The sequence below is a fragment of the Psychrobacter sp. DD43 genome (genome assembly GCF_904846555.1).
GTDB lineage: Bacteria > Pseudomonadota > Gammaproteobacteria > Pseudomonadales > Moraxellaceae > Psychrobacter > Psychrobacter cryohalolentis.
On record NZ_CAJHBE010000009.1, the window covers coordinates 34,001 to 56,532 of the forward strand.

The following is a 22,532-nucleotide window of genomic DNA, read 5'->3' on the forward strand; positions in this document are numbered from 1 at the left end:
CAATGAAAATCAGTTTTTTATGTAGTGACCCAAAACACCCAGTTAACTCTTACTTATATAAATGGATTGAAAAGAACTCTACGAAACATACTATTGAATTAGCTAGAAAAAAGGATGAGCTAAGTGGTGGTGATATTTTATTTCTTGTCTCCTGCTCAGAGATTATTAATAAGAAAGATCGTTCTTCGTATAATAAAAGCTTAGTTCTACATGCTAGTGATCTTCCAGAAGGAAGGGGGTGGAGTCCTCATATATGGCAAATAATCGAAGGTTCTGATGAGATAACTATTACTCTTTTAGAGGCTGAGGATAAAGTTGATAGTGGAGATATATGGAAAAAAATAAAGTTTGAAATTCCAAATCATGCATTATGGGATGAAATTAACCATAGACTTTTTGAAAAAGAGATTGAACTAATAGATTTTGCTGTACAGAATTTCGACTCTATTATACCTACTCCTCAAAACTTGAATATAAAGCCTAAATATTACCCGAAACGTACTCCCTTAGATAGTAAGTTAGATATATGTAGAAGTATTACAAGCCAGTTTGATAAGATAAGGGTGTGTGATCCCAATCGATTCCCCGCCTATTTAGAGATTCATGGTAAGAAATTTAAGCTAACTTTAGAGAGAATAGATAATGAATAATATTAATATTAACGGTCGTATCATTGGTCGGAATACTTCTCCATATATAATAGCTGAAATGTCCGCTAATCATAATGGTGACTTTAATGTAGCTAAAAATATTATTGAAGAAGCAAAAAAAGCAGGTGCGGATGCTTTAAAAATACAGACTTATACTGCTGATACTATTACCTTAAACTCTAATTTACCTGATTTCCAAATTCAGGGAGGTCTTTGGGATGGTGAAACTTTATATAGCCTTTACCAAAAGGCTTATACTCCTTGGGAATGGCATAAGCCGCTTTTTGAGTATGCTCGTGAGTTAGGAATTACTATTTTTAGCTCCCCATTTGATAATACAGCAGTAGACTTATTAGAAGACTTAAACACACCTGCTTATAAGATCGCTTCTTTTGAAGCGGTGGATTTGCCACTTATTAAATATGTGGCAAGCACGGGTAAACCCATGATTATATCCACTGGTATGGCTGATGCTGAAGAGATTCAAGAAGCAATCGATGCTGCACGTTCAGGAGGCTGTAAAGAACTCGCTATTTTGCATTGTGTGAGTGGCTATCCTGCACCTAGCGAGGATTATAATCTACTTACGATTCCAGATATGATAAATCGTTTCGGTTTGGTGACAGGTTTATCAGACCATACGCTTGATAATACGACAGCAATCACTAGTGTGGCGCTTGGTGCTTCTATTATAGAGAAGCACTTTACGCTTGACCGTAATGCTGGTGGTCCTGATGACAGTTTTTCTTTAGAGCCTGAAGATTTAACGGCTCTTTGCCGTGATAGTAAGACTGTTTGGCAAGCTCTTGGCAAAGTAGATTATGGGCGTAAAGCAAGTGAGCAAGGTAATATAAAATTTCGTCGTTCATTATATTTTGTAAAAGATTTGAAAGCAGGTGATGTTATCACGGAAGATGCAGTACGCAGTGTTAGACCTGGATTTGGATTAGCTCCGAAGTTTTTAGAGGAAGTGATTGGAAAGAAGGTGGTTAAAGATGTGATTAAAAACACTCCAGTAATTTTTGATGTTTTGAATGAAAAAAATAATTAAGTATTATATTGTCGAATATAATAAATCTTAATCCAAAATCATTAGACCTCTTGCAAAAGTCACAGACCAAGCTCGAAATTAACAATACTGGCGAATAGTTTCATTCTAAGATCGTAGCGCTGACGACGGTTACGATATTTATGAGCCACGATTTTGAACCGTTTGATTAAGCCTATTTTGTGTTCAACCATAATGCGAAACTTAGCGAGATACTGATTGGCTTGTTTGCAGAGCTCTAACAGTTGGCCCCCGCGTGGCTTTTTAAAAGGGGTGAAGGTTTGTTTATGTAACTTTGCAATGCCCTGATAGCCACTATCTGCTAGTAATTTAGCATTGTCAGGAAGCCAATCAGGACAAGTGTCTTTATACAGCTTAAAATCGTGGATTGACCCTTTAGACGTTTGAATATCTAATATTAAAACCGGTTTGCCAATGAACGATAACCTGCGCTTTTAAGGTGTGATGTTTTTTCTTACCGCTGTAGTAGTCTCTTTGGTTTTTTTTGGACGCTCAATGGGGGTTTCGGTGGCATCGACGATGACGACTGACCAATTAATATTGTCATCAACTCTATTAGGGAGCTTTTTGGGCAATTCAAACTTACCTGAATCAACCAGTATGTCTTCTACTTTTCGAATAATACGGCTAGCAGAAGACTCATGAATACCAATGTCCATACTGATGTGGTACAGCGTCCGGTATTCACGCCAATAAGTAAGGGCCAGTAATATTTGAGCCTCAAGACTAAGCACGCTTGGTCTACCTGATTTGGTCTTTTGGGTTTCATGCTGCTGCATGGCCTCAAGCATTTCATAAAAGGTCGCTTTATGAGTACCTGTATAGCGTTTAAAGCCAACATCACTTTGTTTGTGAAGCTTATCTATATTTGGCATGGTTCCTAGCCAGTTATGGATGTATGAGTTATTGTAAGACCCTCTGCTACTTTTGCAAGAGGTCTATTAGATGATAACTTTAATCAAGGTTTTTTAGTGGAGATATAGTTAAATCTCTTTAAAGCCGGTACAGTGCTGTTGGAATTAATTCTGCGAAGCCTCTGAAGCGCCAATCGCATAGCAAGTGAGGAAAATCTATACCAATAGCACGCAGCTATAGTCAGCTCAATATAAAAACGACACGGCAGGACAAGGATGGATTTTTTGCAGCCTTTGTGTACGTAGGCACAGCAAGCCAGAAAAACTCATACCTCTCTTTCATATATAGAATAACGTATCGATTTTATTCAGTGCTGACTTTTATATCATTTGGTATTCTTACTGTGATGTCATTGACTGTTTTTTTTATTGCATTGTGCTTTTTTTAAATAAAATTTATTCTATAGTGGATTTACGATAAAATCGATACAGTGCGACTGGGATAAGCTTTTTATAGCTTCTTTAATAGCAGCAAGCAAGGAAAATTTATACCAGTTACACATACTTATTAATGTATCGATTTTATTTTGAGCTGACTATATCCTGTTTTATTAATAACATAGATAACGAGTGAAAAATGAACTTTCTTGTTTTAGTCAACGGCGCTCCTAAATATAAATATTTCTACGCAGAAATTGCAAAGCACCTTGCGGAAAGAGGGCATAACATATACTTTGCTGTTAATGCTGAGACATCAGCCATTGCTGAACCAATAGCTGATATTGATAATTCGGAAAATACATTTTTTTTTGATAATTACTTAAAAGAAAATTTTAAATTTTTGAGTAAAAAACCAATAAAATTAGAAGAGACATGGGGAGATGTGTTTCATTCTGATTTTGATCGTTTTTTTTGTCATAATTATAACCTTAGGGAAAATAATGATTACTGGACTGCAGTACTCAATGGTTTACAAGGTTTCTTTGAATCCGTTATATCTAACAATAGTATAGATGTCATTCTATATGAAAATGTTTCTAATTCATTCGCCTATATGGCTTATAAAGTAGGAATGTCATTAGGTTGCACGTATATAGGTCTTATTGGTTCTAGACTTCCCAACCGCTACGAGATACAAACCTCTATCACTTCAGAGTCAGATTTTATTACGTCAGATATAGATGTTACAGATGTCACTGTAGATGAAGAAAACTGGTCTAATAGTTATTTGAAAGAGTTGTTTTATATTCAGCCTGACTATATGAAAGATAGTGCAATAAATAAAAAAATAAAATTATCCAGTTTGTTTAGCTATAAAAAATTTCTGACAGCTCAAAAAATACTAAAAGTTATAAAAAAAGCAGATAGTTATTACAACTATCAGGTGGGCTCTTCTTTTGAACAGCTAACATCTATGTATAAGCTGAATTGGCGAAAAATGCTGAATGAAAATCAAAGTAATAAATATTATATGTCTATGGAGGAGGTAGATGTTTTACTAGAAAATAGTAAAGAGGCATTCTATATTTACCCTACTCACTATCATCCAGAATCTTCGACTTCTGTATTGGCGCCTGATTATACTAATGAGCTTAACAATATTATTAATATCCACAATAATTTGCCTGTAGGGAGATATTTGTATGTTAAAGATCACATTAGTGCGCGTGGTGTACAAAACAAACAATTTTATGAGAAAGTAAGTGCTTTACCAGGCGTGCGTTTAATACATTTTGATTATAATGTTAAAAAGCTTATTAAATATTCTCGTGGCGTTATTACGGTGACGAGTACTGTTGGTTATGAAGCGGCACTAATGAATAAGCCTGTATACTTATTAGGAAATGTTTTTTATGAAAACTTCCCTAATGTTTTTAAAATAAATAGCTTTATAGAATTAAGAGAAATGTTTTATAAAGAACCCATTTTTTATTCTAATCAAGATATTACGAAATTTATTGTTGCCTATTATCGTTATACTTTTGAGGGTCAACTATTGATAGGTAAGCCAGAACTTTGGAATCCAGGTTATTTTTCTAAAATAGTAGATGATATTTTTTATAGAATCGATCAAGTTAAAAAAAGGGGTTTACTTTGAAAATACTGATTCTAGGTGGTGATTTTAATAATGCCGGCGGCACCGAACGCGTAGGGTCAATATTAGCAAATGGCTTATCTGAGTCTGGCTATGAAATAGTTGTAGCGAGTATCGCTGGTGGGGATGATCCGTTTTTTCCTATAAATAAAGAAATTAAAAATATTTCATTATTGCATTCCTCGGATCGTATTTTATACCATACCCCAAATATTATTTACAAATTGAGGCGTTTACTAATAAGAGAATCTATCGATGTATTGATAGTTGTGGAAACAATGTCTGTTTTATTTACTTTGCCCGCAACATTAGCTTTACCAGTAAAGCATATATGCTGGGAGCATTTTAACTTCAATAGTGATTTAGGGAAGTCTGGCAGAAGATTCGCACGTCAACTAGCAGCCCGATACTGTGATTCTGTAGTGACTTTAACCGAAAGAGATAAAGAATATTGGCTAAATGGTACAAAACATAAGTCTCAGATAACGGCTATTGCAAATCCTTGCCCGTATCCACCTCAAGATTATATTAAAAACGAAAATACAAAAACAGTATTAGCGGTTGGTCGCCTAACATATCAAAAGGGTTTTGATATGTTGCTTGAAGCTTGGGTGCAGGTAAACAAAGTTATGCCGGATTGGAAGTTAAATATAGTTGGTGAAGGCGAAGAGAGATTTAAGTTAAGTAAGTTTATTGAAGAAAATCACTTAACTGAGAGTGTAGAGTTAGTTGGTAATACTGATGAGGTAGATAAGTACTATAAACAAGCTGATATATTTTGCTTAAGTTCTCGTTTTGAAGGTTTTGGTATGGTTTTAATTGAAGCTTTAGCTTTTGGTTTGCCTGTGGTTAGTTTCGATTGTGAAGTTGGTCCTGCAGAGATCCTAGAGCATACAGACGCTGTTTTAGTTACTCCAAACAATATTAATTTACTTGCATCATCATTAGTTGATTTGATGAAAGATGATAAAAAACGACAAACTATCAGTTTCAAAAGTAAAGAAAAAGCTGAGGTTTATCAGCCAGAAAATATAATAAATCAGTGGATTGATCTAATAGAACTGTCTAAATAGATTTACATTAGGATTACTATAGGCATATGTTATGAAGATTCTATATATTATTACGGGATTGGGACAAGGCGGTGCAGAACGGGTTGTTTGTGATCTTGCTGATGCAATGTTTAAGAAAGGTAATGAGGTAAAAATTGCATATCTAACAGGAGATGTGCTTACTCGTCCAAATTATAACCAAATAGAGTTAATTCAGATAAGCCTCACTGGAGCCTATTCATTACCTAGAGCCTATTTAAAACTCTCAAAAATTATTAGAGATTACAGACCAGATGTTGTGCATGCTCATATGGTACATGCTAACATTTTATCGAGATTGATCAGAACAACTACACCCATGACAAAATTGATTTGCACCGCTCATAATAGCAATGAGGGTGGTTACATTCGTAAATTAGCTTATCGAATCACCCATAATTTAGCAGACTTGACTACTAACGTAAGTAAAACTGCGGTTTCTTCTTTTGAGATCGATCGTGCCATACCTAAAGGAGGCATGAAATGTGTCTATAATGGAGTGGATTTTAATAGTTTTATATATCACTCTTCAGCAAGAGAAGAAGTAATAAAGGAGTTAACTCTAAAAACTGATAGAAAAATAATTCTAGCAGTAGGAAGATTTAATGAGCAAAAGAATTACCCTAATTTGCTGGAAGCGGTTAGCTATTTAAAGAAACAGACTACTGAAGATTTTCTTTTATTAATAGCAGGTGATGGTGAGTTAAGAACAGAGATAGAAGCACTCATTGTAGAATTAGATATAAGTGATGAAGTGATATTGTTAGGCAGACGCAATGATGTGCCAACACTTATGAGTGCTTGTGATGTATTTGTTTTATCTTCTGATTATGAAGGATTACCTACTGTACTGATAGAAGCACTAGCTTGTCAAGCTCAGGTAGTGTCTACCGATGTAAGCGGCGTTCGTGAGATTGTGGGTACATGTGGCAAAATCGTACCTACAAAAAACCCAATATCTTTAGCCGAGGCTATTAAAGACAGATTGCAAAATAGCAATAAAAATGTATCAGGACAGCAGTATGTCAAGAATAAATTTGACTTAGATTTAATATCAGATAAATGGCTGAAAATATATAATGAGAAGTGAACGACATTTTTTCGAAAGAATCTCTAGTAAAGCTATTTTATTTCTAATAGTGGGCATATTGCTACTAAAGATAATGTTCTTGATCTTGGTGCAAAATAGTCTTTTGAACTTCTCATTCGGTGGTGGAAGTGATGCCAATTATTATAATTCATATGCTGAAGGGTCTATAAATTTTGCAGTAAATATTTGGCCAGTAATATTAAGACATCTTAATGATGTAGGGTTATATTCGAGAGATGTAATTACCTATTTATTAATATTTTTAAATATGTTAGTCATTCCTGTACTAGCCACGAGACTTTCAGGTTTAAAGCTTAATAATTATCAAAAATATTATTTTTATAGTTTTCTGATTTACTTAGCCTATCCAACAATTTATTTTTATTCCTTAGATGTATTTCGTGATGTATTTATGGTATTTATTTTTTTGTTAGGTTGTGTTGTAGCAAAAAAATCTATGCATAGTAACAACCCACTCTCTTTTATGATCTATTTTTCGATTTCTATTCTAGTGGGTTTTTTCTTGCTAGCCTTAAGGCCTTACTTAGGATATGCATTTTTAATAAGCCTTTTTTTATGGAAAATAAAATTCACTAAAAAGAGAATTGTTTTTTTAGCTATCTTATACTTTTTAGCCCTTTTCGTTCTAAATTATATAGGTGCTTTAGATGCCCTTACTGAATATCGCTCTGGTTTTGAAGAGGCAAGCGGCGGTTCTACTCTAGGTTTGAATTTCTCTAACCCTGTATTATTTATACCTAACTTTATACTCAGCACGTTGGGTCAGCTTTTTGGCCTGTACATAACCAATCCATTAGCAGTTATTTTACTACTAATTGAAACGTTACCATTCTTTTTCATGTTCCTATATGTATTGAAAGAAATTAAATTGGCAGATAGTTTTGTGCGTTTTCTAATTATATTCTTTGTATTATATGGGAGTGTATGGCTGATTGGTAATGATAATCTAGGAACTGCTCTTCGTTTGAGAATATATAACTATTTAGCTATATATATCAGTTTTTTCTATATTTTAAGACTTAAAAAGTTATATTCAGCAACATCAGAGGTTGTCAGCAAGTGAAGATTGTCATTATAGGTACAGTAGCCAGTAGCTTTTATGGCTTCCGGGCAGCGTTGATTTATCAACTATTACTCAAAGGTCATAGTGTATATGCTTTTACTTCTGAATACGGTCAATATGAACTTAAGAAGATAGAGCTACTAGGTGCTATACCTATTACTTACGAATTAAATCGTGGAGGTATGAATCCATTAGCGGATGCCAAAGCAACTTATGCCTTATCTAAAAAAATTAAAGAAATAGCTCCAGATTTGGTTTTCTCCTACTTCTCTAAACCAGTTATTTTTGGAACCCTAGCTGCAAAAATCGCTAAAGTACCGCGAGTGATTGGTATGCTAGAAGGTTTGGGATATACATTTACTGAACAACCAGAAGGACTGAGTAAAAAAGCACAGTTAATCAAAAGCATTCAAGTGCTTCTTTATAAAATAGCTTTACCACAACTTGATAACATTATTTTTCTAAATCCAGATGATCCAAAGGACTTATTAGAGGCTTATCATATAAAAGTGAAGAAACTAGACGTATTGGGCGGTATAGGTTTGGATTTAGATGAGTACAATTATCAACCTATAGAGACTATTGACTCACCTATTAGTTTTTTATTTATTGGGCGAATGTTAAAAGAAAAAGGAATACATGACTTTATAGCAGCAGCAAAAATCGTTAAGAAAATTTATCCTGAAGTGCAATTTACAGTATTAGGAGCGATCGATTCTTCTAACCCTGGTGCTCTACAGCAATCTGAACTAGACAGACTAATTTCCTTAAATATTATCAATTATCCTGGGCAGGTTGATAACGTTCAAAAATGGATTGCAGACAGTCATGTATTTGTTCTACCTTCATACCGCGAAGGCGTACCTCGTAGTACCCAAGAGGCGATGGCTATTGGACGTGCTATTATCACTACCGATGTCCCAGGTTGTCGTGAGACGGTGGTTGAGGGGGTCAATGGCTTCTTAGTAGAGAAGTGGAGTCCGCAAGCGTTAGCAGAAAAAATGATTTATTTTATAGAGCATCCTGAAGATATTAAAAAAATGGGTTATGAAAGTTATAAAATAGCGCAAGATAAATTTGATGCCGATAAAGTAAATAAACGATTAATAAATATGTTGGGTTTATAAATGATAAAACGCCTTTTCGATATCACTGCTGCGACCACCGCTTTGGTCGCTTTATCTCCGGTGTACGCCATCACTGCTTACAAAGTCAAAAAGAACTTAGGCTCACCAGTGCTATTTCGTCAAACACGTCCGGGTCTAGACGGTAAGCCATTTGAGATGATTAAGTTTCGTACCATGAAAGATGCCATAGATAGTGCTGGCAATCCATTGCCTGACAGTGAGCGCCTAACTGATTTTGGTAAAGCACTACGTAATAGTAGTTTGGATGAGCTGCCTGAGCTATGGAATGTCGTTAAAGGTGATATGAGTTTAGTCGGACCACGCCCGTTATTAGTGGAATACCTACCGCTATATAGTAAAGAACAAGCACGTCGCCATGATGTACGCCCTGGTATTACGGGTTATGCGCAAGTAAATGGGCGTAATGCCATCGGTTGGGATAAGAAGTTTGAGCTTGATACGTGGTATGTAGATAACCAATCATTGTGGTTAGATATCAAAATACTATTAAAGACCGTAAAAAAAGTGGTTGTTAAAGATGGTATTAGCGCTGACGGTGAAGCGACAATGAGTAAGTTCACTGGCTCTCAAGACCAGTCCGCTTTAGAAAATAGCTATGAGTAAAGTATTTGCCGTCTATGGTGCCTCAGGCTGTGGTCGTAGCTTAATGCCGGTAGCCGTTGATCAATTACAAAGATTAGATGCTCAATTAGATAGCCAAATCGTATTTATTGACGACGCATTAGATAAAGATACTAATGTTAACGGCTATACGGCGATGAATTATGCAAAATTTAAGAGTATAAATTGTGATGATAAATTTGTCCTGATTGCCATTGCTAATAGCAGCATTCGTCAAAAAATTGCAGATAAATTGGTTCAAGATGGTATCTCATTGTGGACAGTAAAAGGAACGACCACCTTAATTATGGATGCAGTCAGTATAGCTGCCGGTGCTGCACTCAGTCCATTTGTTACTATCGCTGCTAATGTGACTATCGGTAAATGCTTCCATGCCAATCTATATAGCTATGTCGAACATGATTGCGTGATTGGCGACTATGTCACCTTTGCCCCGCGCGTTAGCTGTAATGGCAATATTCATATCCATGACTATGCCTATATCGGCACAGGGGCAGTCATCAAACAAGGCACACCTGATAAGCCATTAATTATTGGTAAAGGTGCCATTGTAGGAATGGGTGCAGTCGTTACCAAAGACGTGCCAGCGGGAGCTGTCGTGGTTGGTAATCCTGCAAGACCCCTCAATAAATAAAAAGTTTAAATAAAAAATCAGAATCAAATATTTCGTTATAAGTTATTAATCGTCAATGATGAATCATCAATTATAAATAAGCACCATCGAGGCAACTATGTTAAACACCCCATTTTCACCTTGGCCAAGCTTTACTCAAGAAGAGGCTGATGCCGTCAGTCAAGTATTATTATCCAACAAGGTAAATTACTGGACAGGGCAAGAGTGTCGTCAGTTCGAGACTGAGTTTGCTAAATGGGCTGATAGCAAATATGCCATTGCGATGGGAAATGGTACGTTGGCATTAGACGTGGCCTTACAAGCGTTAGATATTGGCGCAGGTGATGAAGTAATCGTCACGCCGCGTACCTTTATTGCAAGTATCTCATCAGTCGTCAATGCGGGAGCGACGCCTGTTTTTGCTGATGTCGATGAGGCAACTGGTAATATCACGCCTGAGTCAATTGCTGCGGTACTGACAGCTAAGACCAAAGCTATCGTCTGCGTGCATTTGGCAGGTTGGCCTTGTGATATGGATGGCATCATGGCGTTGGCAGAACAGCATAATCTATATGTGATAGAGGACTGTGCTCAGGCGCACGGTGCACGTTATAAGGGTCGTAGCGTTGGTAGTATTGGGCATATCGGTGCGTGGAGCTTTTGCCAAGATAAAGTAATGACCACAGGCGGTGAAGGCGGTATGGTTACCACTAACGATGAGCAATTATGGCGCAAAATGTGGGCTTATAAAGACCATGGTAAAAGCTACGCCGCTGTCTATGAGACCGAGCATCCACCAGGCTATCGCTGGCTACATGAAAGCTTTGGTACCAATTGGCGCATGACTGAAATGCAAGCGGTGCTTGGTCGCATTCAATTAACGAGAATGTCTGAGTGGACAGCCAAACGTACGGCTAATTCTCAAGCTATTTTAGATGCCTGTACTAAATGGGAAGCAAAAGGCTATCTTTCTGTACCAAGATTAGAAGAGTCGCCGCAGTTTGCAGATTCGACCCACGCCTATTATAAGCTCTACGTCTATGTGCAGCCAGACAACCTACCGAAAGAGTGGTCACGAGATCGGATTATTGAAGAGATAAATAAGTTAGGGGTTCCTTGTTTTTCTGGTTCCGCTTCGGAAGTTTATCTGGAAAAGGCCTTTGATAATACAGGTTTACGTCCTGAGACGAGACTACCAGTTGCAAAGCAGCTCGGCGAAACCAGCTTGATGTTTCTTGTGCATCCAACGTTGACGGCAGACGAAATTAAGCAAACCGTACAGGCGATTGATAGTGTATTCACTAAGATTGATGACTAATAATTTATAATTTGTTAGGTTAAATTTAATTTAATGACGTTATTTTAATTACGTTAATCCATATTACTGTTTGAGCGATAGCCTTTATAATAAACCCCTTTTAACCAAAGAGTATTTGATCATGTACAAGAAGCTAAGTATTTTATTGGGTTTTGGTGTCTTATCATCAGTGTCAATGCTGGCATCTGCACAAAACCTGTATATGAACGATCTCAAGCTGAAGGCAGAACTTGACTGGCTAAATACTCAAGGGGTCGCGCAGATTAGCACCAGCACATGGCCACTGACGTCCAATGAGATCAAGCGCGCTTTAAATACGGCTAATGCTCAGACACCTGCGCAGGAGCAGATCCTGCAGTCGGTACAAAACCGCCTAGCTCAAAACCGCAATTCTGTGGTAAAAGGAACGGCCGCCCTGCATATACAAACCGATAGAGACCAGCTACCACAAAAATTTGCTGATGATAAGCTGGCGGGTCAACAAGCAAGCGTTGGGGTGTCACTTAGCGAAGCAGAGTGGGAATTTAATCTACAAGCCAATCTAAAAAATGACAAACTCATTGAAGATGGCTCAGACGTTAGCTTTGAAGGCTCATATCTTGCTGGTACCGCAGCCAATCAATGGTTGATTGCAGGTAAAATTCCAACCTGGTGGGGACCTGGGCATGATGGTAGCCTGATTCGAGGCGATGCAAGCTTACCAGTGACAGGGTTTACGATGCAGCGTGACCGACAAGCTGCACCGACATCCCCATATTTATCGTGGGTCGGACCTTGGCAGTATCAGCTATTTGCCGGTCAGCTAGAGGATTATGAAGCGATTCCTGATGCTAAGCTATTTGGCGCAAGGCTGACGGCTAGTCCTTGGGAATGGTTAGAAGTTGGTGCTTCACGTACCTTTATGTGGGGCGGTGAAGGTCGTCCACAGAGCTTTAGCTCCTTTACTGATGCTCTCTTAGGAACTAGAGATAATGGAGATACAGGTAAAGAAGACCCTGCTAATCAGTTAGGCGGTTTTGATGCGCGCTTAAATTTAGCGCCATTGGTGAATGTGCCTGCTGGCGTTTATGCTCAATATATCGGTGAAGATGAAGCAGGCGGCTTGCCAGCGAAAAACATGTATTTAGCCGGTGTTGATTATGCGTCTGCTGCTTACGGCAAACCTTATCAGCTTTATGCTGAGTATACAGATACCCGTACTAGCGGTGAAGTTAGAGGGGTTTCTTATGATCATGGTACTTATAAAGATGGCTATTATCAGCAAGGCTTCCCATTAGGCTATGCGTTAGGCGGCGATGCGGAAAGTATCGCGCTTGGTGGTCGCTTATGGCTCGATAACCGTAATTTTATTAATGCAAAAGTACAGCATGCTAAGGTAAATCAAGCCGATGAAGCCATTAATCAAGCATTCCCAACGACTGATAAGTTGACTGGTATTGATGTGGCTTGGGAGCATCAATACAATCCCAAAGCACTTATCTCTAGCCGAATTTGGGCCGTAGATTCAGATATCCAGTCCACTGATGTTGGCGTAGGTATAGGTATTGAGCTGCAGACTTATTAAATGCTTGCTTAATCAATGCACGACAGTGCTTGAAAACAAAAAGTCGGTCTATTAATATTTAATAGATCGACTTTTTTATGGTCACGTTATTGTTTTTTAATTATGGCTTTTTAATATAGTGAGTTCAATATAAAGGAGTTATGCTTAGAATAGCATTACACTGGGATAAATTTCTCTCGCTTGCTGTGCGCTTCGCACTCCAGAGGCTTCGTAAAATTTATCCCAGCAGTACGGTGTTCTTTTTAAATTGAATCGAATATAGGGTGCTAGGATTTTTTGGCTCAGGCAGGTACAATATGAGTATCAATCATACCTTGATCAAGGATAAGACAGGCATGCAAGCAATTGCGGCGCTGTCTTTACTTTTTTTATCGCACCCTCTATTGGAGTTACTATGTCAATTGCGTCTATTACGTCAACTGCCCAAGGATCTGCTACCGTTTTGGACGGTAAAGCACTTGCTAAACAAATAGAACAGCAACTGAGTACGCGTGTAGACGCTATTAAAGCTAAGACAGGACGTACACCAAGCTTAGCGACGATATTGGTCGGCGATGATCCGGCTTCTGCGACCTATGTACGTATGAAAGGCAATGCTTGTAAACGTGTCGGTATGGATTCTATTAGGGTTGAGATGCCAAGTGCGACAACGACTGCAGAGCTGATGGCAAAAATAGACGAGCTAAATAGCAATCCAGACGTGCATGGTATTTTGCTGCAGCACCCAGTACCGGCTCATATCGATGAGCGTGCTTGCTTTGAGCAGATTGACTTGGCAAAGGACGTCGATGGTGTGACCTGCCTTGGCTTTGGTCGTATGGCGATGCAGCAGTCCGCTTACGGCTCATGTACGCCGCAAGGTATCATGCATTTATTAGAGCATCATAACATTGAGCTTGCAGGCAAAGAGGCGGTAGTCGTTGGTCGCAGTGCCATCTTGGGTAAGCCAATGGCGATGATGCTATTAAATGCCAACTGCACGGTAACGATTTGCCATTCAAGAACGCAAGATTTAGAGTCGCATATTAAACGCGCTGATATCGTCGTTGGTGCAGTGGGCGTACCAGAGCTGATTAAAGCGGATTGGATTAAAGAAGGCGCGGTGGTGATCGATGCAGGTTTCCATCCAACAGATAATGGCGGCGTCGGTGATATCGAGTTGCAAGGCGTAGAAAATATCGCTAGTGCTTATACACCTGTGCCAGGCGGCGTAGGCCCGATGACGATTAATACTCTCATTCGCCAGACGGTAGAAGCCGCTGAAAAAGCTGCCGGTTTAGACAATAGTTAATCAGTTAATCAGTTAATGAGTTAATGAGTTAATGAGTTAAGCATAAGAGCACCGATTGCCGATAGATAAGGAGCCTGAGACTTCACAGTAGACAGCACAAAGACTCAGGCTAAATCAACCCCTTTACCGTTGATAGGATCTAACATGGCTAAAAATAACGTGGATATTCATGAGCGATTACAAGGTATTGGTAGAGAGTTCGTCGATGTCTCTCATTACATAATCTTATTTTTAATCAGTGTAGTGGTGGTTTGGACAGCGGGCAAAGAATTCTTTGTCATCTTTCAAAAAGGTTCAGCGGATTTGAAAGACATCTTATTACTCTTTATTTATCTAGAGCTGTTAGCGATGATAGGGATCTATTTTAAGACTCATCGTTTGCCAGTGCAGTTCTTGATATTTATTGCGATTACGGCGTTATCGCGACATTTAGTCGTCGATGTACAGGCGGTATCAGATAACTTTCACTTATGGCTGTTAGCAACGATTTCCTTTGCCATTATGGTGCTGAGTGCGTCAATTGTTATATTAACTTGGACAGCTAAGATGTTTGGGCGACCAGAAGATTATTTGAAAGACCATCAAGTGACCAGTACTGAGCATCACTTGCCTTGTGTTGATAATGAACAGTCTCTTAAATAATTATTTTCGATAAATATCATGAATAAAGGGATGATAGGTGTCGATGAGTTACTAACGATAGTTAATATCTGTTAATAAAAAAAAGGCTTCCATATATATGGAAGCCCTTTTTTTTATCTAAAAAGCGGGTTTATAACCAGCCTAAGCGCTTAAAATTAAGGTATAAAAAGCTACATAGTGAAATGATAACCGCCATAATGATAAAGTAAGAATATTGCCAGTGTAGCTCAGGCATAAAGTCGAAGTTCATCCCATAGATACCAGCAATCGCTGTCGGTACTGCCAAAATACCTGCCCAAGCCGCAAGCTTGCGAACCACCTCATTCTGTCCCATATTGACCATAGCGAGATAGGTATTCATCACCACACTGAGCATCTCATTTAAACCATTGATGGCATCTAAAGAATGCAGTAAATGGTCATTCACATCTCGAAAGTAGGGTTTTGCAGCATGCGAAAATGGTGAGACCAAATCGCTTTTTTGATGGTTTATAAAAAAGCTACAGATATCCTGCACTGGTAAAATAACTGCACGCATATGCACCAATTGTGATTTTAATTCATATAGGTTTCTAAGCGTTTCTTTATTGAATTCATAAGTAAAAATATTGCGCTCTTGCTCACGTAAATAGCTGCCTAAGCGGTCGGTCACTGGCATATAGTTATCGACGATAAAATCAATAACAGCGTGCAAGACAAATATAGGTCCCATACGCAGTTTTTCAGGGCGGCGATTGCAGTGTTCACGTACTGGCGCATAGGAGTTAGACGGACCATTACGAATCGTAATCAGATAGTTCTTACCCATAAATATCGCGGTAGTCCCGTAGCGGATTACATTACCTTCAAGCTTAGCAGTACGTAATACCACAAATATCGTATCGTTATCATAACTTTCAACTTTGGCGCGTTGATGATCGGCAAATGCATCTTCGATTGAAAGCTCATGCAGATCAAAAGCTTCTTTTACCTCAGATATCGTTTGCAGGCTAGGCTCATAAAGACCTAACCAGATAAACTGACCGCTATTGCTCAAGGCTCGACTGACATCCCTGAGCGCTATTTTGTTCAGCTGTTCACCCGTTTTACGGGAATAAGCATAACAATTGACCACTTCATTAGCACTGAGTGGCTCAATATCCTCATAGCGCTCAGAGTCTGGATCATAGACGGTCATGGTCTCAATAGTGTCCTCAACCGTCGCATCAGAATCGCCATAGATATAGCTGTCATAATTGTCTAGATAGGAGTGCTGCTCGTCTATGATAGTGGCGTCAATAAGACTGACATTAGACTCAGGTGTGATACGCGTTGCCGTTTTGACAATCAGGTCATCATCTTGGTTCATACCTACTCCTTCTGTCTAAGTATAAAAATAAATATAAAATAACTTCTGCAACTGATGCGGATTATAAGGCAAAGCGTTTTAACGTATCAATGTCGACCAAATTTAATAAGCTCTCATGACATGCTTCAAGCTTGATTTGTGGTGCCATGCCTAAATCGAGTGCTTCAACCCAACGTAGCGCGCAAATACACCAGTAGTCACCTGGTTGTAGACCGGCGAAACCATACTCAGGCAATGGCGTAATCAAATCGTTACCGCGACTGGCTGAAAAGTTTAAAAACTCGCTGGTCATTTTGGCGCAAACGGTATGTTGACCAACATCATGGTTGCCCGTATGACAAAAACCATTGCGATAATAACCGGTAAGCGGATCAAAACAACAGCTGGCTAGAGCAGTGCCAAGCACATTTGCTTGGTTGGTAGCAGGATTTGGATGATAATCAGATGACATAAGGCTTCCAAAATAAAAATATAGGCTAGTGTAACATGAGTGCACATCTAAGACGTTATTCAACGATAGATGCAACAGATAGTTAGACGAAATATTGCCCCGTTAACGCTATATTTTCTCTATATAAATACGGTATTGATGATGATAAATCTGTCATAAAAAAGACGGTTTTTAAGGTTATTAGTATAAATTAGATGGCGATTGCCGTTAATTGTCACTAGGCGAAGCTTAGCTGCTATGCTAAACTAAAGCATAAAGTGCCTTGATTATTTATCATAGTTTTCTATCACATAAATTTTAGCGCATAAAGATACTCGTCTTATCATCCCAACTTATACTATTACTCACCCTTTTGCGGTTACCTAGTTTGCTTATCAATAATTGGGTCAGTGATGTTGCGCGTGAAAAATAAAAAACGCCTGATATCTATGCAATTGGAAATATAACCTTTAAGTACCGCATCTTTACCGCGCTTTTGGTAAGCGATACGCCAAACAAGGATTTATTGTGTCTGCCAGTTCTGATTCTGCAAAACCTGCCCTGCAAAATACCCTCAAGCAAGCGGCTACTCAGCCCGCTGATAATACTGCCGCACCCAACCGTTTACCTTATTTAAGCAATCTTGCCAGCGATGTTGCTAACAGCTGGTTGTTGCCTGATGGGGTGGTCGATGTATTGTTTGAAGACGCCCATAAGCAAGAAGTGCTTAGACATCAATTGATCCAGCAACTTATCAGCCACGGCTATCAGTTGGTCAATCCGCCAATGATTGAGTTTACCGAATCACTACTGAGCGGTGCCTCAGAAGATCTAAAGCGTCAAACCTTTAAGATTATCGATCAGCTAACGGGTCGCTTAATGGGTATACGCGCGGATATCACGCCGCAGATTCTACGTATTGATGCACATCATGGCGGTGATGGAATCGCGCGTTATTGCTATGCAGGCGATGTCATTCATACCTTGCCATCGGGGCTTTTTGGCTCTCGTACACCGTTACAGCTCGGTGCTGAGATATTTGGTTGTGAGTCAATTGCAGCAGATATTGAGCTGATTGATGTCTTATTTAGCATGCTCAATAGCCTAGAGATGAGCGCAGCATTACACGTTGATTTGGGTCATGTAGCGATATTTAAGCGCTTGGCAGAATTGGCAGTATTATCAGAAAGTGATACTGAGCAATTGATGCAGCTTTATGCCAATAAGAACTTGCCAGAGCTTAAGCAGGTTTGCCAAGCGCTACCGCTGGGTAGCGATTTTTATACCTTGGCGCGCTTTGGTCATGACATTGCAAATCTGCTTGGAAGATTGTCAGAGAATGCGCAACAAGACGCTCAAATTGTCACAGCTATTGATGAGCTGCAACGTCTAAAAGCGCACTTGCAAGTACAGTGGCAGTGTGCGGTCAGTATCGATGTGACCGAGCTATCAGGCTATCATTATCATACGGGCATTGTGTTCAATGGTTATATCAATAGTGAAACTCAGCCACTGGTACGTGGCGGGCGCTTTGATGGTATGAAAAGTAATCAATTAGCCACGAATCAGCCACGTCAAGCGACCGGCTTTAGTATGGATGTCAGCCGTTTGCTCGCGCATACTCAGCTTGATGCACCTGTTATTGTGCTGGTCGATTATGACGCTTTCAAGGATTTGGGTAGTGAGCAGCTGCAGCTATTATTACAGCAAGTGGCAAGCTTACGTCAGCAGGGCTATCGCGTGACCATGCCATTAACGGCAAAAGATATTCCAGTGGGTATGACTCATCGTTTAAGCCTTGTCGATAACCAATGGCAGCTACACGCGGTTTAACTTTGAAAATATTTAACATTTATGAATGCTATAAAAAAAGCGTTTGCTATAAAAAGATATTTAGTGATTAAGTCGTTAAAAATATACTTTGTTTAAAGTATCGTTTTTAGCATTACTTTCGTTTTGATAGGTAGTTTTAAACACTTATTGCACACACCTCAATATATTAAGGTAAGGATTTATCATGGGTAAGAATGTCGTAGTTTTAGGTAGCCAATGGGGCGATGAAGGTAAAGGTAAAATCGTCGATTTACTAACCGAAAAAGCCTCAGCAGTTGCACGCTTCCAAGGCGGACATAACGCTGGACATACGTTAGTTGTAGATGGTAAAACCACCGTCTTACACCTAATCCCATCTGGTATTTTGCGTGAAGACGTTACCTGCTTTATCGGTAATGGCGTGGTATTAGCACCTGATGCACTACTTAAAGAGATGAAAGGTTTAGAAGAGAATGGCGTACCAGTACGTGAGCGTCTGCGTATTTCTCCTAACTGCCCATTAATCATGCCATATCATGTTGCCCTTGACCAAGCGCGTGAAGCCAAGCGCGGTAGTGGTAAAATCGGTACGACTGGTCGTGGTATTGGACCAGCTTATGAAGATAAAGTTGCGCGCCGTGCCATCAAGCTTGCTGATTTGTTCCGTGATGACTTAGAAGAAAAACTACGTAACTTAATCGAATATCATAACTTCCAACTGACTCAGTATTATAAAGTTGAAGCGATTGATTTTGATGAGACGCTTAAGCTTTGTAAAGAGTGGAAAGAAGAAATCAGAGGCATGGTAACTGATGTCACTGAAGATTTGAACCAATTGCGTCTTGCTGGCAAGAACCTAATGTTTGAAGGCGCGCAAGGTACATTACTTGATATCGATCACGGTACTTATCCGTTTGTAACCAGCTCAAGCGTGACTGCTGGTGGTGTATCTACAGGTACGGGTATCGGTCCATTATATTTAGATTATGTCCTTGGTATCACGAAAGCCTATACCACCCGTGTTGGTAGCGGTCCATTCCCAACTGAATTGTTTGATGATGTTGGTGCACATTTAGCCAAAGTCGGTCATGAGTTTGGCGCCACGACTGGTCGCGCGCGTCGCTGTGGTTGGTTCGATGCTGAAGCATTACGCCGTGCAGTGGTACTTAACTCTATGTCAGGTATCTGCCTAACCAAGCTTGACGTGTTAGATGGTCTAGAAGAATTGCTAATCGGTGTGGGTTATAACTTACCTGAGACTGAGTGTGCAGGCGCGCATGATGCAGAGTTCTACGAAGCGGTAACGCCAAAGTATGAAACGCTACAAGGCTGGAGCGAATCAACGGTTGGTATCACTAACTACGATGAGCTGCCTGAAAATGCCAAAATATATATCAAACGTATTGAAGCATTGATTGGTTGCCCAGTTGATATCATCTCAACCGGTCCTGATCGTGAAGAGACGATTGTATTACGTGACCCGTATGATGCTTAATTGGTTATAACGCTATTATATGTTTAATTCACAAAACCCTAATGCTAAACATTGGGGTTTTGTTTTTGATAAATCAAAGATTGATGAGCAGTAAAAGCTTATCCAATTTACTTTTGTGCAAGTTACAACCGTAAATTAATCCTATCATTTACAGTCTTAATCATTATAATAGGCAGCAATCATTCGCTGAGCATCGTATTGCGTATCCGCATTGGACATTCATAAATGAATTCGCTCAGCGCAATGATCACAGACAATGTAAATTATTTAACTTCTCACTTATTTATTAGGAGCTTTTCATGGCTAACGAACGTACTCTATCTATCATCAAACCTGACGCAGTCGCTGGCAACAACATTGGCGCTATCTACGATCGTTTTGAAAAATCAGGTCTAAAAATTGTTGCTGCTAAAATGATGCAACTTGATGATAAAAAAGCGGGCGGTTTTTACGCTGAGCACGCTGAGCGTCCATTCTACAACGACCTAGTATCATTTATGACGTCAGGTCCAGTACTGGTATCAGTATTAGAAGGCGAAAATGCGATCGCTACGCATCGTGATATCATGGGCGCGACTAACCCAAAAGACGCAGCTGAAGGCACTATCCGTGCTGATTTCGCTAGCAGTATCGATGAAAATGCGGTTCATGGTTCAGATTCAGCTGAATCAGCAGCACGTGAAATCAGCTACTTTTTCAATGAAGAAGAAGTGTGTGCACGTACGCGTTAATAGCAGTTTTTATTGATAGCCGCTTTTATGCATAATAGCTGTTATGCATAATAACAGTGCTAATTAATAATTAGTGTAGCGAAACGGCTTATATCTTTTGGTATAAGCCGTTTTAGCTATTATAATAGTCTGACTATATATTGAAATTTTAACTTTTCTCCCTCATTATTAGTTTTATATAGCGTTATCAATCCTTTATCAGCATATTGCTTTCAGTTTTTGGTAAAAAATGCGCTCATAACGGATTGCTCATGCACTCATATATTGAGTACGTCTAGCAACACCCATCTCAACAATTGCATCGCTCATACCAGTAGATGCAAAAAGGTTATTTATTATGTCAACTGCTCAAAGCCCTATTCAAACTGACGTCCAACATGTACCTGCTAAAACTACTAAGAGTATAAAACTGGTAGATGAAGCGCAGGCGAAAACCAATCTACTAGGTATGACACAAGCGCAACTGGCGGATTACTTTAAGAGTATTGGCGAAAAGCCGTTTCGCTCGACGCAAGTCATCAAGTGGATATATCAGCAGGGTGTCACTGATTTTGAGCAAATGACCAATCTGAGTAAATCTTTGCGTGATAAATTATCAGCCAATGCCTGTGTCATTCCGCCAAAAGTGATTCATCGTCAATATAGTGATGACGGCACGCGTAAATGGGTATTTGAAGTCACTGGCGGTTCATTGGTTGAGACCGTATTGATTCCCGCAGATGATAGCAAATTAAACGGTCGTAAAACCTTGTGTGTCTCTTCGCAAGTGGGCTGTGCACTTGACTGTAGTTTTTGTAGTACGGGTAAGCAGGGCTTTGAGCGCGATTTGACGGCGGCTGAGATTCTTGGACAATTATGGGTGGCAAATGCCTCTTATATGACTGATGAAAATGATAGTTTAGAAAATGTTGACCATAGCTTGTGGGAAAACAACGTCACCAACGTCGTCATGATGGGTATGGGTGAGCCGTTACTAAACTACCGTCCTGTTGTCAGCTCGATGGAATTGATGCTCAGTGACCATGCTTATGGTTTATCAAAGCGCCGTGTTACTTTGTCGACTTCAGGTGTGGTGCCAAAAATGTACGAGTTGGCACAGGAGCTTGACGTGGCTTTAGCGATTTCATTACATGCGCCAAATGACGAGCTGCGTAATGAATTAGTGCCGATTAATAAAAAATATCCATTAGAGCAGCTCATGGCAGCGGCGAGAAATTACGTTTTTGATGTGAACCCACGCCACAAGAAACACGTGACTATTGAATATGTGATGCTAGATGGTGTCAATGATAGTAATGAGCATGCTGAGCAATTGGTCACATTGTTGGGTGATTTACCCAGTAAGATTAACCTGATACCGTTTAACCCGTTCCCACATGCAAATTATGATAAGTCGAGTAATAATCGTATTCATGCTTTTAGTAATATATTAAGTGAAGCAGGTTTTGTTTGTACGATTCGTCAAACGCGTGGCGATGATATTGACGCCGCTTGTGGGCAATTGGTTGGGCAAGTCGCTGATAGAACGCGTCGTTCAGCCGCATGGCAGCAAAGCATCAAGGATCGCGAGAATATCTGATGACATA

General features: G+C 39.4%; 21 protein-coding genes. 17 read left to right on the forward strand and 4 right to left on the reverse strand.

The annotated features are described in order from the left end of the window. Window positions 1–2 precede the first annotated feature (2 nt). Both JMX89_RS06580 and pseI read left to right on the forward strand, forming a co-directional pair. On the forward strand, window positions 3–650 hold the full coding sequence (locus JMX89_RS06580) for a formyltransferase family protein (protein WP_201551164.1): 648 nt from the start codon (window positions 3–5) through the stop codon (window positions 648–650). After that, window positions 640–1,701, forward strand: a complete 1,062-nt coding sequence (pseI, locus tag JMX89_RS06585; protein WP_201551229.1) for a pseudaminic acid synthase — start codon at window positions 640–642, stop codon at window positions 1,699–1,701. Before JMX89_RS06580 ends, pseI begins: the two co-directional genes overlap by 11 nt. A 59-nt stretch (window positions 1,702–1,760) precedes the next feature. Here the strand turns inward: pseI and JMX89_RS12975 are convergent, their stop codons facing one another. Both JMX89_RS12975 and JMX89_RS06595 read right to left on the reverse strand, forming a co-directional pair. Next, window positions 1,761–2,135 carry a transposase family protein gene (locus tag JMX89_RS12975; RefSeq protein WP_201551231.1) on the reverse strand — a complete coding sequence of 125 codons (375 nt, stop codon included), beginning with the start codon at window positions 2,133–2,135 and terminating at the stop codon, window positions 1,761–1,763. 18 nt (window positions 2,136–2,153) lie between these two features. Further along, window positions 2,154–2,594 carry a transposase family protein gene (locus JMX89_RS06595; protein WP_201551166.1) on the reverse strand — a complete coding sequence of 147 codons (441 nt, stop codon included), beginning with the start codon at window positions 2,592–2,594 and terminating at the stop codon, window positions 2,154–2,156. Window positions 2,595–3,210: 616 nt separating this feature from the next. On the opposite strand from JMX89_RS06595, the gene JMX89_RS06600 reads away from it, so the two are divergent. From JMX89_RS06600 to JMX89_RS06650, 11 genes are all read left to right on the forward strand, one after another. Continuing rightward, complete coding sequence (locus JMX89_RS06600) at window positions 3,211–4,671, forward strand: capsular biosynthesis protein (RefSeq protein WP_201551168.1); 1,461 nt, start codon at window positions 3,211–3,213, stop codon at window positions 4,669–4,671. Next, window positions 4,668–5,741, forward strand: coding sequence for a glycosyltransferase family 4 protein (locus JMX89_RS06605; protein WP_201551170.1), 1,074 nt, complete (start codon window positions 4,668–4,670; stop codon window positions 5,739–5,741). The genes JMX89_RS06600 and JMX89_RS06605 overlap by 4 nt, the downstream gene beginning before the upstream one ends. 31 nt (window positions 5,742–5,772) lie before the next feature. Then, window positions 5,773–6,849, forward strand: coding sequence for a glycosyltransferase (locus JMX89_RS06610; RefSeq protein WP_201551172.1), 1,077 nt, complete (start codon window positions 5,773–5,775; stop codon window positions 6,847–6,849). A gap of 73 nt (window positions 6,850–6,922) precedes the next feature. Further along, window positions 6,923–7,933, forward strand: a complete 1,011-nt coding sequence (locus JMX89_RS06615; protein ID WP_227673037.1) for a hypothetical protein — start codon at window positions 6,923–6,925, stop codon at window positions 7,931–7,933. Then, window positions 7,930–9,060, forward strand: coding sequence for a glycosyltransferase family 4 protein (locus JMX89_RS06620; RefSeq protein WP_201551176.1), 1,131 nt, complete (start codon window positions 7,930–7,932; stop codon window positions 9,058–9,060). Before JMX89_RS06615 ends, JMX89_RS06620 begins: the two co-directional genes overlap by 4 nt. Beyond that, window positions 9,061–9,684, forward strand: coding sequence for a sugar transferase (locus JMX89_RS06625; RefSeq protein ID WP_201551178.1), 624 nt, complete (start codon window positions 9,061–9,063; stop codon window positions 9,682–9,684). Next, window positions 9,677–10,336, forward strand: a complete 660-nt coding sequence (locus tag JMX89_RS06630) for an acetyltransferase (protein ID WP_201551180.1) — start codon at window positions 9,677–9,679, stop codon at window positions 10,334–10,336. The genes JMX89_RS06625 and JMX89_RS06630 overlap by 8 nt, the downstream gene beginning before the upstream one ends. Window positions 10,337–10,433: 97 nt before the next feature. After that, entirely contained in the window at window positions 10,434–11,633 is a 1,200-nt protein-coding gene (locus tag JMX89_RS06635) for a DegT/DnrJ/EryC1/StrS family aminotransferase (RefSeq protein WP_201551182.1), read from the forward strand. 121 nt (window positions 11,634–11,754) lie between these two features. Then, window positions 11,755–13,197, forward strand: coding sequence for a capsule assembly Wzi family protein (locus tag JMX89_RS06640; RefSeq protein ID WP_201551184.1), 1,443 nt, complete (start codon window positions 11,755–11,757; stop codon window positions 13,195–13,197). A 394-nt stretch (window positions 13,198–13,591) separates the two neighbouring features. After that, entirely contained in the window at window positions 13,592–14,488 is an 897-nt protein-coding gene (folD, locus tag JMX89_RS06645; RefSeq protein ID WP_201551186.1) for a bifunctional methylenetetrahydrofolate dehydrogenase/methenyltetrahydrofolate cyclohydrolase FolD, read from the forward strand. 144 nt (window positions 14,489–14,632) lie between these two features. Then, complete coding sequence (locus JMX89_RS06650) at window positions 14,633–15,130, forward strand: phosphate-starvation-inducible PsiE family protein (RefSeq protein WP_201551188.1); 498 nt, start codon at window positions 14,633–14,635, stop codon at window positions 15,128–15,130. A 130-nt stretch (window positions 15,131–15,260) separates the two neighbouring features. On the opposite strand, the gene corA is transcribed toward JMX89_RS06650, so the two are convergent. Together corA and JMX89_RS06660 are read right to left on the reverse strand one after the other, a co-directional pair. Continuing rightward, window positions 15,261–16,478, reverse strand: a complete 1,218-nt coding sequence (gene corA / locus JMX89_RS06655; protein WP_201551190.1) for a magnesium/cobalt transporter CorA — start codon at window positions 16,476–16,478, stop codon at window positions 15,261–15,263. A gap of 61 nt (window positions 16,479–16,539) precedes the next feature. Continuing rightward, window positions 16,540–16,929, reverse strand: a complete 390-nt coding sequence (locus JMX89_RS06660; RefSeq protein WP_149492997.1) for a DUF2237 family protein — start codon at window positions 16,927–16,929, stop codon at window positions 16,540–16,542. A gap of 507 nt (window positions 16,930–17,436) precedes the next feature. Here JMX89_RS06660 and JMX89_RS06665 point away from each other — a divergent pair. The 4 genes from JMX89_RS06665 (at window position 17,437) to rlmN (ending at window position 22,525) form a co-directional block, all read left to right on the forward strand. Beyond that, complete coding sequence (locus tag JMX89_RS06665; RefSeq protein WP_201551192.1) at window positions 17,437–18,741, forward strand: ATP phosphoribosyltransferase regulatory subunit; 1,305 nt, start codon at window positions 17,437–17,439, stop codon at window positions 18,739–18,741. 184 nt (window positions 18,742–18,925) lie between these two features. After that, on the forward strand, window positions 18,926–20,215 hold the full coding sequence (locus tag JMX89_RS06670) for an adenylosuccinate synthase (protein ID WP_133105247.1): 1,290 nt from the start codon (window positions 18,926–18,928) through the stop codon (window positions 20,213–20,215). Between the two features lie 299 nt (window positions 20,216–20,514). After that, a complete protein-coding gene (gene ndk / locus JMX89_RS06675; protein WP_011512998.1) occupies window positions 20,515–20,946 on the forward strand; it encodes a nucleoside-diphosphate kinase in 432 nt (143 codons plus the stop codon). Window positions 20,947–21,283: 337 nt separating this feature from the next. Continuing rightward, window positions 21,284–22,525 (forward strand): 23S rRNA (adenine(2503)-C(2))-methyltransferase RlmN, encoded by a 1,242-nt coding sequence (gene rlmN / locus JMX89_RS06680; RefSeq protein WP_227673033.1) that lies wholly within the window; start codon window positions 21,284–21,286, stop codon window positions 22,523–22,525. Window positions 22,526–22,532 lie beyond the last annotated feature (7 nt).

Bases quoted from the DNA above. Each gene is read 5' to 3' on its own strand.
- JMX89_RS06650 (WP_201551188.1), top strand. From the start codon at position 14,633: ATGGCTAAAAATAACGTGGATATTCATGAGCGATTACAAGGTATTGGT.
- rlmN (WP_227673033.1), top strand. From the start codon at position 21,284: ATGTCAACTGCTCAAAGCCCTATTCAAACTGACGTCCAACATGTACCT.
- JMX89_RS06640 (WP_201551184.1), top strand. From the start codon at position 11,755: ATGTACAAGAAGCTAAGTATTTTATTGGGTTTTGGTGTCTTATCATCA.
- JMX89_RS06615 (WP_227673037.1), top strand. From the start codon at position 6,923: ATGTTCTTGATCTTGGTGCAAAATAGTCTTTTGAACTTCTCATTCGGT.
- JMX89_RS06660 (WP_149492997.1), bottom strand. From the start codon at position 16,929: ATGTCATCTGATTATCATCCAAATCCTGCTACCAACCAAGCAAATGTG.
- JMX89_RS06610 (WP_201551172.1), top strand. From the start codon at position 5,773: ATGAAGATTCTATATATTATTACGGGATTGGGACAAGGCGGTGCAGAA.
- JMX89_RS06625 (WP_201551178.1), top strand. From the start codon at position 9,061: ATGATAAAACGCCTTTTCGATATCACTGCTGCGACCACCGCTTTGGTC.
- JMX89_RS06630 (WP_201551180.1), top strand. From the start codon at position 9,677: ATGAGTAAAGTATTTGCCGTCTATGGTGCCTCAGGCTGTGGTCGTAGC.
- corA (WP_201551190.1), bottom strand. From the start codon at position 16,478: ATGAACCAAGATGATGACCTGATTGTCAAAACGGCAACGCGTATCACA.
- folD (WP_201551186.1), top strand. From the start codon at position 13,592: ATGTCAATTGCGTCTATTACGTCAACTGCCCAAGGATCTGCTACCGTT.
- JMX89_RS06580 (WP_201551164.1), top strand. From the start codon at position 3: ATGAAAATCAGTTTTTTATGTAGTGACCCAAAACACCCAGTTAACTCT.
- JMX89_RS06600 (WP_201551168.1), top strand. From the start codon at position 3,211: ATGAACTTTCTTGTTTTAGTCAACGGCGCTCCTAAATATAAATATTTC.
- JMX89_RS06635 (WP_201551182.1), top strand. From the start codon at position 10,434: ATGTTAAACACCCCATTTTCACCTTGGCCAAGCTTTACTCAAGAAGAG.
- JMX89_RS06595 (WP_201551166.1), bottom strand. From the start codon at position 2,594: ATGCCAAATATAGATAAGCTTCACAAACAAAGTGATGTTGGCTTTAAA.
- JMX89_RS06670 (WP_133105247.1), top strand. From the start codon at position 18,926: ATGGGTAAGAATGTCGTAGTTTTAGGTAGCCAATGGGGCGATGAAGGT.
- ndk (WP_011512998.1), top strand. From the start codon at position 20,515: ATGGCTAACGAACGTACTCTATCTATCATCAAACCTGACGCAGTCGCT.